This window comes from Methanoregula sp. (assembly GCF_023227875.1).
In the GTDB taxonomy this organism is placed as follows: Archaea; Halobacteriota; Methanomicrobia; order Methanomicrobiales; family Methanospirillaceae; genus Methanoregula.
Map to the genome: position 1 here is coordinate 59,481 of NZ_JALOCH010000009.1, position 12,539 is coordinate 72,019.

General features: G+C 59.5%; 9 protein-coding genes. 4 read left to right on the forward strand and 5 right to left on the reverse strand.

What is annotated here, in order from left to right; genetic code table 11:
• Positions 1 to 350: 350 nt before the first annotated feature.
• Positions 351 to 1,010: a DUF2115 domain-containing protein gene (locus tag M0R30_RS10470; protein WP_292546598.1), complete on the forward strand. Its 660-nt coding sequence runs from the start codon at positions 351 to 353 to the stop codon at positions 1,008 to 1,010.
• Positions 1,011 to 1,102: 92 nt separating this feature from the next.
• On the opposite strand, the gene M0R30_RS10475 is transcribed toward M0R30_RS10470, so the two are convergent.
• Positions 1,103 to 1,861, reverse strand: a complete 759-nt coding sequence (locus tag M0R30_RS10475) for a queuosine precursor transporter (RefSeq protein WP_292546600.1) — start codon at positions 1,859 to 1,861, stop codon at positions 1,103 to 1,105.
• 1,313 nt (positions 1,862 to 3,174) lie between these two features.
• Here M0R30_RS10475 and ppk1 point away from each other — a divergent pair.
• The 3 genes from ppk1 to M0R30_RS10490 are packed head-to-tail and all read left to right on the forward strand — an operon-like array spanning position 3,175 to position 8,463.
• On the forward strand, positions 3,175 to 5,277 hold the full coding sequence (ppk1, locus tag M0R30_RS10480; protein ID WP_292546602.1) for a polyphosphate kinase 1: 2,103 nt from the start codon (positions 3,175 to 3,177) through the stop codon (positions 5,275 to 5,277).
• The gene (locus M0R30_RS10485) at positions 5,261 to 6,871 is read left to right on the forward strand and encodes a CHAD domain-containing protein (protein ID WP_292546604.1); all 1,611 of its coding nucleotides are present in this window, start codon (positions 5,261 to 5,263) and stop codon (positions 6,869 to 6,871) included. The genes ppk1 and M0R30_RS10485 overlap by 17 nt, the downstream gene beginning before the upstream one ends.
• The gene (locus tag M0R30_RS10490; RefSeq protein ID WP_292546606.1) at positions 6,868 to 8,463 is read left to right on the forward strand and encodes a Ppx/GppA phosphatase family protein; all 1,596 of its coding nucleotides are present in this window, start codon (positions 6,868 to 6,870) and stop codon (positions 8,461 to 8,463) included. The genes M0R30_RS10485 and M0R30_RS10490 overlap by 4 nt, the downstream gene beginning before the upstream one ends.
• Positions 8,464 to 8,501: 38 nt before the next feature.
• On the opposite strand, the gene M0R30_RS10495 is transcribed toward M0R30_RS10490, so the two are convergent.
• From M0R30_RS10495 to M0R30_RS10510, 4 genes are read right to left on the reverse strand one after another with little or no spacing between them, the layout of a single operon-like run.
• The gene (locus tag M0R30_RS10495) at positions 8,502 to 9,374 is read right to left on the reverse strand and encodes a HEAT repeat domain-containing protein (RefSeq protein WP_292546608.1); all 873 of its coding nucleotides are present in this window, start codon (positions 9,372 to 9,374) and stop codon (positions 8,502 to 8,504) included.
• Complete coding sequence (locus M0R30_RS10500; protein WP_292546610.1) at positions 9,371 to 10,723, reverse strand: protein kinase; 1,353 nt, start codon at positions 10,721 to 10,723, stop codon at positions 9,371 to 9,373. The genes M0R30_RS10495 and M0R30_RS10500 overlap by 4 nt, the downstream gene beginning before the upstream one ends.
• Positions 10,723 to 11,652 (reverse strand): PP2C family serine/threonine-protein phosphatase, encoded by a 930-nt coding sequence (locus M0R30_RS10505; protein ID WP_292546612.1) that lies wholly within the window; start codon positions 11,650 to 11,652, stop codon positions 10,723 to 10,725. Before M0R30_RS10505 ends, M0R30_RS10500 begins: the two co-directional genes overlap by 1 nt.
• Positions 11,653 to 11,662: 10 nt before the next feature.
• Positions 11,663 to 12,301, reverse strand: a complete 639-nt coding sequence (locus M0R30_RS10510; RefSeq protein WP_292546614.1) for a vWA domain-containing protein — start codon at positions 12,299 to 12,301, stop codon at positions 11,663 to 11,665.
• Positions 12,302 to 12,539: the final 238 nt, after the last annotated feature.

Genomic DNA, 12,539 nt, shown 5'->3' on the forward strand with positions numbered 1-12,539 from the left:
TGATCCATGACCTTCGCTGTAACTGCACTATACTGGCCGGTTATTATCAGCGCAAAACCGGCAGAAAGGCAATCCGGGCCAATACAGGGATTTCCCGGAATAACCCCCCGAAAAAGGGCCGAAACAAGCCGGTAGAATGAATCCCAGTACCATGAATCGGGGTCAGGAATGAGCCCCGATTGAACTTTTTCCCTGAATCGGGAGGTGTGACCCCCCATCACTGAATATCCGCAATCACTCCCGAACGGAACAGAGCGGCCTCCTGTCATCATATGGACCGGGAGGTCTGTCTAAGATCGCAGATCCTATATCCCCGTTTCCCCAACTATCCGGCATCGCGGAGTACCGGCATGGGATTGTTCAGCAGACCGAAAACAACCGGGACGATCGCGGATGCCTGCCGGGATCTGAAAGGGGCAGCGACCCGCGGCAGGCTCGGTGACAGCATCGCCCGGCTCGTGCTCGCCCATTCCCCTGCAGACATCCAGCAGATGAAACGGAACTTCGAGACAAAGGTCCAGGACCTCACGCCCGAGTACCGCGACCGGCTGACAAGGAAGATCACCGAACACCTGCTCGGCACGTACCAGCGTATCCGTCTTGATGATCAGCAGGGGAAGTTCAAGACTATGCACCAGCCGGTCACGGAAGAGCAGAAGAAATACTGGGACATGGTTGCCGGCCAGTGCCGGGAAGACGAAGGCGGGGATGCACCGGTAATACGGTTCCTGAAATATCTCCTTGCGGGTTACTGCATGCTCATCCTTGACGAACCCGGCCACCCGGTCGGCACGCCGTTCCCGGGCGGGGACGAGGTCGAGTTCACGGACGGGATCTATTACTGTCCGGTACGGGAGAAGGCCGGCGACGTGGATGCAGCCCTCTGCCCGTTCTGCCCCGCACACCAGACCCCGCAGATTGGTTACCTCAGGCCGGCAACCCGACCAACCAAGCGGACGAAGCAGGAGTTCATCGATAACTGTTACCGTTACCACAATTTCAACGGGTAATTTTTAAGAAGAGATTAACACGAAGTGGCGGGGACAGGGAGATCAAAGTCCGCGAGCCGCATCGCTAAAAAATGGGCCGGCTTTTTTAAAAATCACGGCGGGGATACCGGAGGAGCGCCAACCGTTCCCGCATCCTTGTTCAGCATGGATTTGTACCAGACGAACCAGAAATTGTCCAGGAACCCGATGATGTTCTTCATCACGATCTGTCCGATCATCAGGGGAACGATCGGCATCAGCCCGGCAAAGGCAACGACAACAAAGATGATCGAGTCGAGCGTGAGGCTGATCGCATCGCTGGCGCTCGAACGCAGCCAGACCCATGGGTTCGTGAGCGTACTGCGGCGGTACGCCTTCTCCTTTTCAAGAAACCGTTTCTTGATCCGGTCGAAGACAAACGCGTCCACGTTCGAGCAGATCAGGAACGCAACCCAGCTGGCGATCGTGATCCGGATGCTCATGGAGAAGAGCGACTGCCACGCCTCTTCATAAGCGAAGAACGGCGCAGCAGGGAAGGAATTGATCATCACAATGAAGAGAACCCAGAGGACCTGCGTGACAAAGGCAATCATGATGGCAACGTGAGTCATGGTCACGCCGTACACCTCATTGATCATGTCGATGACCTGGGCGATGAACGGGTAGATGAGAACCGATGCCGGCGCAAAAAGAACCATGGACAAAATATTGAATTCCAGGATGCGGGCTGCCAGGATCTGCGATGCGGCAAGGTAGATGACATAAAAACCGACCAGGACGGGGAATGCGTACTGGCGGTAATGCCGGATCACATAGACCGACACGAGGGTGACGAGCGTGAGGCTGGCAAACCAGCAGATCCAGAAGAGCATATGCTGATTAATTATTGTCCGGTGAGCCTTTATGCATTGTGTCAGAGCCGGATAGAAAATTTTTATCAAATTATTTTAAAAATTTTCCGGATTTTTCCCGGAGATTTCTGGAATTATTATGAAAAAAAATTTGTGAATTAAAAATAAATCAGAATCGTTTGTGAAAAATTTTCCGACCCGAACCGGATTTTTTTAGAGATTATTTTTCGCAACCATTTACATTTTCATTTGTGCTGCCGGAATTTTTTTCGAAAATATTTTCGCGTGATGCGAAAGGATGGCTAAACCAAAATATCATCGGCGAACACCACCACCAGACATGCAGATTTACGCCAGTTCCACCCCTCTGTAAACACCCCTTTTTTTCGATCCATAACCCCCCTCAATCCGGGCTCCATACAGCCCCCGTTTCCAAACGGAGCACGCATTGCGCCCCGATTTAGATCCTACGACCCCCTGTTTGATACAAAACTCCTGGTGGTTTTTGCTAAACAGGGGGTCCGGAAGATCTTCACGGATCTACACGATCTAGAAAACATGGATCGGATAAGTCTCCGTCGGAAGATCCCTTCTCCGACGGCAAACGCCCACAATAGCGTGCCCCAATCAACGAAATACGCCCAAACTGAGGCGCATATAATACCCTCCGGAGCCTCATAGCAGCGTTTGGCGGGCGTTTATTTTGCCCCCTCGCCCTTCAGTCCAACAGGTCCCGGAAAATGGAAAATCAACCCATATCCTCAAAACGCTGAAATGTGCTCCGATTGATATTTCGGACACTATCCGCGCTCCGATTAAATCCGGGCGTTTTGCTGCGTTTTCTAAAAATGGCGCTTTTGGCAAACCGGGCATTTTGCGGGCATATTGGGGATGTAGGTAAGGTACTGGCATGAGTGAGGGGGGTTGACTGGAGTGTCTTTTCTCACTTTATGGGATGCCTTACGCGCAAAAGGTCTGCCGACTTTTGCGCTAGCAACGTACTGTACGAGAATATTTGATCAAGTAACGTGCCCAGGCGCGACCCGACGAGGCGTCGCGCCGACTCCCTGCATCAGCAGGGAGGGGGTGACATCATTTTTGTAGTAGAGATTTTTTATCGATCCGCGTCCGGAAAAATTTTACAAAATAATCCGGGAAGTTGTTTTAAAAATTTTTCAAAAAATCCCACCACCCCTTTCACCCCCCCCACAATTTCCCCAGCCCCCACCAAACCCCCCCACTTCACGCAGCCTTTATAGTATCCCGTGGTAATGAGTAATACTGGAACCCGCAGGGTATACCCTCGCATGTTTTCAATAATCCCGGGTGCACTCATGGAAACGCCGCAACTTCTGGCCGATAACCCTTCGCTTTACATCAACCGCGAACTGAGCTGGATCCGGTTCAACCGGCACGTACTCGATGAAGCCCTTGACGAGCGTCACCCCCTGCTCGAGCGCGTAAAGTTCCTCTCCATCTTTGCCAACAATCTCGACGAATTTTTCATGATCCGTGTCGCCGGCCTCCAGCGCCAGCTCAGGAAAGGGGTGCTCAAGGCGCCACCGGACGGCATGACCCCTGCCCAGCAGCTCGATGCGATCCGCCAGCAGCTCCTCCCGGAACTGCAGGCCAAGGACGACTGCTGGCACAAAGAACTCTTGCCAAGGCTCGCCGCTGCCGGCGTTGTCCTCCACACGTACCGCGACATGAGCAACCCGCAGAAAGAGGCAATGCACCGGTTCTTCCGGACCGAGGTCTTCCCGGTCCTCACCCCGCTTGCCTTCGACAGCTCCCACCCGTTCCCCTTCATCTCCAACCTCTCCTTGAGCCTCGCGATCATCGTGCGGGACCATAATGGAAAAGAATTTTTTGCCCGCGTCAAGGTCCCGACCAACCTCTTCCCGCGACTTATCCGGGTCCCGGAGCCGGACGGCAGCACACGCAGCGACGACCGTGTCGTCCACCTCGTCTATCTTGAGGAGATCATCGCCGCCCACCTCGACATGCTCTTTCCCGGCCTCGAAACCGTTGACTCGTTCCCCTTCCGGGTCACGCGGGACGCAGACCTCGAGATCGAAGTCGATGAAGCCTCGGACCTCCTCACCACGGTCGAAGAGATCGTGGAGCAGCGGGCCCGGGGAAAGACCGTGCGCATTGAAATCGAATGTTCGATGCACGAGAGGACCTGCCACATGATCGAGTCCAAGATGGGCGTCCTTGACTCGATGGTGTACCGCGTCGGCCACCCGGTGGGCATGGCCGACCTCATGCAGCTGATGTCCCTTGACCGGCCGGACCTCAAAGACATCCCATTCCCCCCTGCGATCCCCGCGGAACTTGCCGAAGACCGGAATATCTTCGACGCGATCCGGCACCACGACATCCTGCTCTACCAGCCCTACGACAGCTTCTCGCCCGTGGTAAATTTCATCCGGCAGGCAGCCAATGACCCGGACGTGCTTGCGATCAAGATCACCCTGTACCGCGTAGGTTCAAACTCCCCGATCGTCAACGCCCTCTTAGAAGCCCGCGAGAACGGGAAGACCGTCGCGGCCTTAATCGAGCTCAAGGCCCGCTTTGACGAGGAGAATAATATCGGGTGGGCCCGGGCGCTCGAACGGGCAGGGGCGCATGTCGTGTACGGGGTCGTGGGCCTCAAGGTGCACGCGAAACTCTGCATGGTCGTGCGGCGCGAGAAAGGTGGTATCCGAAGGTACATGCACCTCGGCACCGGCAACTACAACGCAACCACGAGCCGCATCTACACGGACTTCGGCTTCCTCACCTGCGACCGGGAGATCGGCGAGGACATTGCCAACCTCTTCAATTTCCTGACCGGGTACGCCCGGATCGACCGGTACAACAAGCTGCTCGTTGCACCCGTCACCCTCCGTACCGGCATACTGGAGAGGATCGACCGGGAGATCTCCCGCCACCGGCAGCACGGTGACGGGCACCTCATCTTTAAGATGAACGCACTGGTCGATCCTGCCTGCATCGCAGCGCTCTACGCCGCCTCGCAGGCCGGCGTGAAGGTCGAGCTGCAGGTCCGCGGCATCTGCTGTCTCCGCCCCGGTATCCCGGGCATCAGCGAGAACATCCGGGTCACGGCCATCGTTGGCCGGTTCCTCGAACATGCACGGATCTATTACTTCAGGAACGGCGGGGACGAAGAGGTCTGGCTCGGGAGCGCCGACCTCATGCCCCGGAACCTCGACCGCCGGGTCGAGATCATCTTCCCCATACAGGACCCGTTACTGAAGACAGCGATAACGGGTACAATCCTTCCGGTCCAGCTCGGGGACAACACGAAGTCCCGGGTTATGCAGCCCGATGGCACGTACGCACGTCTCGCACCTGCTCACGGGGAAGAGGCGCGGAATGCGCAGGCATGGCTCGTGGAACACCGGGGTACCTGGCATGGCAGGAATTCCTGAAGCCTCGTCCACGGACACCGGGCTCTGCCGGTTCGGGATGCAGCGGCTGCCCCCGCTCCTTGAGGCATTCGAAAAGGAGATCGATGGCGTCAGGGCTGCCGGGGACATCGAGTACATCCACCGCATGCGGGTCGCGTCCCGCCGGCTGCGGGCAGCCCTCCCCCTCTTTAAACCCTGCTTCCCGCAGAAACAGTACGCCCGCTGGATGAAGGAGATAACAAGCATCACCCGGGCGCTTGGCGAAGCCCGCGATGCGGATGTGCAGATCGCGTTCCTGGTCAGGTCCTGTAAGAAGAGTAATGCTGCCTGGAAGGCACGCCCCGGGGCCGCGGGCACCAACCCGGTGGAACCGGCGGTCGCATTTCTCGGAAAGGATCTCCAGAAGAAGCGGCGGCAGCTCCAGGTCCATGTCCTCTCTGCTCTTGCGGCACTCGAAAAAAGCGGGATTGTCAGCGATATGCGCACAACGTTTGCCTCACGGCTTGCAGACGGCAGGCGGATACCGGTACAGGCAATGGCCTTTGGGGTACCGACCGTTGCAGCACTCCGGATCGAGTCCCGCCTTGAAGACATGCGGGCCTTTGAGCCATGGGTAGAGCATGCCGATGCAGTGGCGGAGCACCACGCGATGCGGATCGCGGCAAAAAAACTCCGGTACACGATGGAAGTGTACGCGCCGGTCTACCGGCTTGGCCTGCAAAAACCGATCAGCCGCGTGAAAAAGGTGCAGGAGATCCTCGGCGACATCCATGACTGCGATGTCTGGATCGATACAGTAACAAGGCTCCTGCTCAGGGAACGGGGCCGGTTCAGGTCGCAGGACGCAAAGACGCAGCCGGACACGGCAACGCTCGCCAGCCTCCGGCTCTTCCTGCAGGAACGCGAGCGCGAACGCGTCCAGCTGCACCGCCGGTTCATGCGGTACTGGGAGTCCCTCACCCGCGCCGGGACCTGGGACGGACTCCGGCAGACGTTTGTCAGCGGACGGATGACGCGTTACATCCCGGTAAAGAAATACCGCGATGATGAACTCCGGTTGGCATGCGAGGCACGGGCGGCGATATACCCGGCAGGCCTTGCCCACCACCGCACGGTCACCCGCCTCGCGCTTATGATCTTCGATGGTCTCCAGCCCCTGCACCGGATGTCCCCGCACGACCGGGTCCTGCTCGGATGTGCGGGCATGCTCCATGATATCGGGTGGCTCCACGGCGCACAACGGCACAATGCCCGGTCGGCCCGCATGATCTTCGCGGACGAATCGCTGCCGCTTGACTTCGCCGACCGCATCACTACCGGCCTTGTCGCCCTCGCCCACCGCGGGCGGGTGCGGATCGAGTCCCATCCCCTCTTCACGCTCCTCCCTTCAGGAGCACAGGTAACCATCCTCCAGCTCGCCGCGATCCTCCGCATCGCTGACGGGCTGGACCTTATCCATGCGGGGTCCGTGGAGGAGGTCCGCTGCACTATCGGCGACCGGCAGGTCACCTGCGAAGTCATATCCCAAACCGATGTTACCCAGGAGAGGGAGCGGGCGCAGTCCCGGTCCGATCTCTTCGTCCGGGTCTATGGACGGGAGGTCGTGATCACGTGAAGGACGCAGGCATCGGGCCGGAAGGCCGGGTAGTCACGTTCATCGACATGGGGACCAACTCGATCCGGGTGCTGGTCGTCCGTCTCAACCCGAACCATTCCTACACGATCCTGACACGGCAGAAACAGCAGGTCCGGCTGGGCGAGGGGGAATTCGAGGACGACGACGTCACCCCGCAGGCCATGGACCGTGCGGTCATGGTGGCAAAAAAGTTCGCGGAACTGGCACGGACTTTCAATTCCGAGGAGTTCGTTGCGGTCGCCACCTCCGCAACCCGCGAGGCCGCAAACCAGGACGAACTCCTGCGCCGGATCCGCGAGGAGGCGCAGCTGGACATCCGTGTCATCTCCGGCCGCGAGGAGGCCCGCCTCACCTATCTCGGGGTTGCGAGCGGCATCCACATCGGCGACAGGAGGATCTTCTGCATCGATATCGGCGGGGGCAGCACCGAGATCGCGGTCGGCGACGCCCGGGACTGCCACCACCTTGACAGTTTCCCGCTCGGCGCCATCCGGCTCACCACCATCTATTGCAGTCCCGATGAGAAGGGGCCCATCGCGCCGGAACAGTACAGGAAGATCCAGCAGCATGTTAAAAACGCCATCATCCATGCCACGGGAACGATCCGGAAATTTAAACCGGACTGTGCCATCGGAAGTTCCGGCACGATCATCAACCTGGCCGAGATTGCCGAGCGGGCGCTCCACCCGGCCAACGGTTCTCCGGGCAATCGTGCTGGCCAGACCCTCACCTATAAGGACTTAAAAAAAGTGGTCGAGATGCTCTGCCAGCTCCCGCTGGAACAGCGGCGGAAGGTGCCGGGCATGAACCCCGAGCGTGCCGACATCATCGTTGCCGGTGCCGCGGTCCTCGACGTGTTCATGAAGGAACTGGGACTTGCCGAGATCGCCATCACCGGCCGGGGGCTGCAGGACGGCCTCCTCATCGATTACCTCTCGCGGATAGACAACTTCCCCCTCTTCGGAGAACTCTCGCCCCGCCAGCGGAGCGTGCTCCAGCTCGGCCGCTCCTGCGGGATCAACGAAGCCCATGCCCGGACGGTCATGGGTCTCGTGCTCGATATGTTCGACACCGCAAAGACGAAAAAACTGCATGACTTTTCCGAGACCGAACGCGAACTGCTTGAATACGCAGCGTTCCTCCACGACATCGGCTCGTTCATCTCGTACACCAACCACCACGCCCACTCGTATTATATTATCCGGAATGCCGAGCTCCTCGGGTTCGATGAGCGGGAGGTGAGATTTATTGCAACGCTTGCACGCTTCCACCGGAAGAAGAGTCCCCGGAAGAAAGATCCTGATATCACCGATCTCGACGCACGGGAACGAAATGCCCTCCAGCTCCTTTCGAGTTTCATCCGGCTTGGCGAGAGCCTGGACCGGAGCCATGCCGGGCTGGTCCAGCACGTCCGGTTCTCCGCTGCTGACAAGAATACCGCCCGCCTCGAGATTGTCACCGGTGGCGACTGCCAGCTGGAGATATGGGGGATCGAGAACGAGAGGAAGGCGTTTGAAAAAGCATTCGGCAGGAAATTAATCTTTGACGTTATTGATGCGCGGAATACCTGAAAGAATGCATTGCTGTACTACCGGGCGGTCGGGCACAATCACGGGAATTTTCCAAGCGCCTCTTCCGCCCCGGACCGGAGCCGGGCATCGCTGCTGATTAAGAGCCTTGTCAGCGGGGTGATCGCACGGCCGTCCCCGATCTCCCCGAGCGCCCATACGGCATAGACCGCGGGGTCGCCACCGGCATCGAGCAGGGCGACAAGAGGGTCCACGGCCCCGCGGGAACTGATCGTGGCAAGCGCGATGATTGCGGGGATGACCACCTGGTTGTGGGGATCGCCGAGCGCTTCGACAAGGAACGGCTCTGCCGGCTCCCCCATGGCAAGCAGCGCATCGAACGCGGCTTCCCGGACTCTCCATACGGTATTCTCGAGACTGGTGATGAGGAGCCGGGTATTCTCTTTGTCACCGGATTGTGCCAGCTGCCGGACCACGCCAAGCCGCACCTCTACACTTCCGGACTCAAGGCCATTCACCCATGACGCACGCTGGTCCGTGCCGGTGCCGGAGGTGCCGGTAGACACGGGATCAGGGACACGGTTTGCAGCAGAGGGAGCCATGTCCGCAAAGGAATTCGGAGAAGATCCCGGTGCAGAAGACCCGTTGTCCAGGCCGAGCGCCCGTGCCCATGTGTCGACTGCCCACTGGGCCGCTTCATCGGAAAACGCCAGCTCGTCCTGGAGGCGTCTGACAAGAAATCCCCGGAAGAGTGACGGGGAGAGGGAGTGACGGGGGTTGAGGAGGTCCGAGGGCACGTGCTGGCGGACAGCGTTGACGAGCACGAAGATCTCCTTGTTGCACCGCGGGCAGGTGTCCCGGAGAAGGCCTTCGCACCGCAGGGGATCGCAGGCAATGGACGGGCCGTATCGTTCGACCATCGACTTGAGGATACGGGCGGGCTGCTCGTTCATGAGTTCACCGGGGTCTCAGGAGCCGTGATTGTCAGCGTCACCCCGTCGATGATGAGCGTTGTCCCGGGATTCAGCGGGACCGCCCGGCCGGGAGGGACGATCGTCTTGTTCCCGTCCGGGAAGACCGCATGCCAGGGCGTTGATGACTGGTTGCGGATCCCGAAAGCCCCGGGAATGGACGGGTGCGGGACAACGGTGCCGACAATGGATGACCCGTCATCATTGGCCGGAGAGAGCGAGATATGCCTCCGCCGGATCGTGGTCCCGGAGGAGAGAGCAAGGGTAGTATCCCCGACCGGGCGCTCGATCCGCAGCAGCGGGGGAGAGATGAGCGGTGCATGGCAATGCCAGCAGGCCTGGGTCCGGCCATCCGTGCGGGCGAAATTTTCGGCCCGGCACTTGGGGCACCTGACAAGCCGGTCCTTGATGGATGAGAAGATGTTCTGCCACTCCCCCTCGGTCACCCGGCGGCCGGGATCCCGCAGGCCATCCGTGAACACCCGGATGAACGTGTCCCTGAGTTCCTGCGGGCAGTACTCCCAGCGTTCGCGTGCGGTTGCATAGTCCGGGTCAGGGGGGAGCCGATTTGCCGGGTTGTCCGGGTCGAAGACAAAGACCGGCGACTCGCCGTACACTTTCTTCTTTGCCGGGATGTCCCAGCAGTGGAAGCCGTACTCCATCTCCCCATGGAACGGGTGGTGCCAGACCCAGAGGTAAAAGAGGAGGACGGCAAGCGAGTGCAGGTCGGTCTGGGTCGACGGGTCGGCGCTGTCCCGGATGATCTCCGGTGCCATGTACTCCATCGTGCCCCAGACCTGGCAGCGGGACTGGCGGTTCACGCCGACATTGTCGTTGTCACAGATCAGGATATCGCCGGTATGCGGGTCGAACATCAGGTTGCCGGCAGAGATGTCCCGGTAACAATGGCCGGAGAGGTGGAGGGCCCGGTAGCTGTTTGCGAGCTGGTAGGAGATCTCGCAGAGCGACGAGAAATTGGGCACGGGCTTGACGTGCGCCCATACCTCCCCAAGCTCGGCATAGCGCTGCGTGTCGATCCGCATCATCAGGTACCCGAATTGTTCGGAACCCTCGCGGGTCACGAGGTCGAGCGGCCAGACAAACCTCCTGCCGGCAGCGCCATAGGGTGGGCCGGTCCGGACAAGGTACAGGATGGCTGCCCGCTGTTCGGGCGTGGCCTGCTCGGCCTTGTACCACTTGACCGCCTGGTACACCTGAGGCCCTTCGACAAGGTAGACCTCGCCCTGCGTCCCCTCGCCGAGTTTCCGGATCACGTGGTATTCCGTGCCGGTGAGTTCCGCCTTCACGCGCTCGCCAATCGCAAGGGGCATTACCATCCCTCCGTTGATAACACGTCGTCCTCACCGGTTCCGTTTTGTCCCGGCTGCGGTTTATCTTCTCCCTCGACCGGGTTGATACTGACAAAGACCAGCGTCATGTCGTCCCCGCTCGCCAGTTCCGAGTACCGGTCGAGCCAGCCCTTCATGGACCAGGCAACACTCTCGATACCGAACTCGTTCACCCGGTCCACGAGACTCTTCACAAACTTCAGGAACTCCGGGCCTTCGGAGCCGTCAAACGAGTCCGAGACACCATCGGTTGCGGCGATGAGAAAACCCCCGGCCCCGCGGTCGAGCGTGGCCGTGCGCCAGAGGAGATGGGCATCCCGGGACGAGAGCGACTGGGTCTCCATTCCCATGAGCTGGGTGTCGCAGGGGATCGGGCACTCCACCGTGCCATCGGGCCGGACAAGGACAACGTCGCCGTCCCCGATCTGCCCGATCAGGATCGTGTCGCCAACAATGAGTGCCGCGATCAGGGTGGAGCCGTACCGCGTGTAACCATTATTCCCGGCATTGCCCGCAGGGGAGAGCGTGATCTCCCGCTGCCCGACATCGACCTGCACGTAATCCCGCCAGCGGCGCGTCACCCTGCGGGGAAAATCGGCCCTGAACTCGGACCGCAGGATATGCCGGGGGATCGTGTGCATATGCATCCGGTGAAACCCGATCAGTTCGTCCACGGCAGCCTGCACGGCGAGTGCCGAACCGGTCCGGCTCTGGTCATGGCGCGGGTCACCATGGCCGTCGGCAATGGCAATCGCAATGCAGGGAATGGCACCGGACGACCCGCTCCAGACGGCAAACGCATCCTCGCAGGGGCGGGAGGACCGGATATGGGATGCCCCGGTCCGGCTGCAGCCAAAGGCCCAGCCAAGAGCAGGGTCGCATGCCGAGAGGAACGGGCGGGGGGGGTCCATGTTCACTTATCTAAAATAATTCGGTATTGGAGGTAATCATCGGCGGGGGAGATTCGAGCGCGACATTCGAGATGTCGTCAATGCTCCCGGTACTCCGGCTCCGGCCGCGGGACGAGGCCACCGATGCAGAGACCGAAGCCCACTTGATGTACGAGACCAGTTCTTCGGGAGAGTGGGCCTTGAGGAGGCCGATCTGGTCCTGGTTGACAAATTTCAGGAGTTCCGGTTCATTATAATCCGATTCGTCGCCGATCGCAATGGCGAGCCGGACAGCCTTTACACCCCACGGGATCTTAGCCAGTTCGGCAATTGCATTGTCGTATTCCTCGCTGGGGTCGGTACAGAACCCGTCGGAGACGAGGATGCAGACCGGGGGAAGCCCTCGCCGGGGCATGCGCTCGATCGAGAGCTCGTCGGCAAGCAGCCGGAGCGCTTTCCCCGTTGCGGTCAGTCCCGAGGTCTCGAGTTCCGGCCAGGTGAATTCTGCCACCGGCACCGGGTCGGGACCGACGTGCCATGCCGCATCATCGGAGAACCTGATCGCCCGCATAAAGATCTCTACTTCCGGATAGGCCGCGACAGCTTTCTGGACTTCAGGAATTGCTTCGCGGATCGCCTGGTTCAGGGTCGCGATCTTCTTTCCCCGCATGGAGTCGGAACAATCGGCTATCCAGAAAAAGTGCAGTTTCTTGCGGACTACCTGGCCGTCAGGAATCGGAACAGTATCTTCTATGGTATGACCCCCTTTGCCATATCATTCATTCTGACAGATAACCATATAAGTTCACCGTTTTCCGGGCAATTCCGTGCAGATAGAGCGCATGTGCAAGGCCGATTGCAAAAAACGCAGCAAATGGGAATAGAAAAAAAGGAATAAAAATCAGTTT

Coding starts and splice junctions, on each gene's coding strand:
- M0R30_RS10470 (WP_292546598.1), top strand. CDS start 351: ATGGGATTGTTCAGCAGACCGAAAACAACCGGGACGATCGCGGATGCC.
- M0R30_RS10475 (WP_292546600.1), bottom strand. CDS start 1,861: ATGCTCTTCTGGATCTGCTGGTTTGCCAGCCTCACGCTCGTCACCCTC.
- ppk1 (WP_292546602.1), top strand. CDS start 3,175: ATGGAAACGCCGCAACTTCTGGCCGATAACCCTTCGCTTTACATCAAC.
- M0R30_RS10485 (WP_292546604.1), top strand. CDS start 5,261: ATGGCAGGAATTCCTGAAGCCTCGTCCACGGACACCGGGCTCTGCCGG.
- M0R30_RS10495 (WP_292546608.1), bottom strand. CDS start 9,374: ATGAACGAGCAGCCCGCCCGTATCCTCAAGTCGATGGTCGAACGATAC.
- M0R30_RS10500 (WP_292546610.1), bottom strand. CDS start 10,723: ATGCCCCTTGCGATTGGCGAGCGCGTGAAGGCGGAACTCACCGGCACG.
- M0R30_RS10505 (WP_292546612.1), bottom strand. CDS start 11,652: ATGGACCCCCCCCGCCCGTTCCTCTCGGCATGCGACCCTGCTCTTGGC.
- M0R30_RS10510 (WP_292546614.1), bottom strand. CDS start 12,301: ATGCGGGGAAAGAAGATCGCGACCCTGAACCAGGCGATCCGCGAAGCA.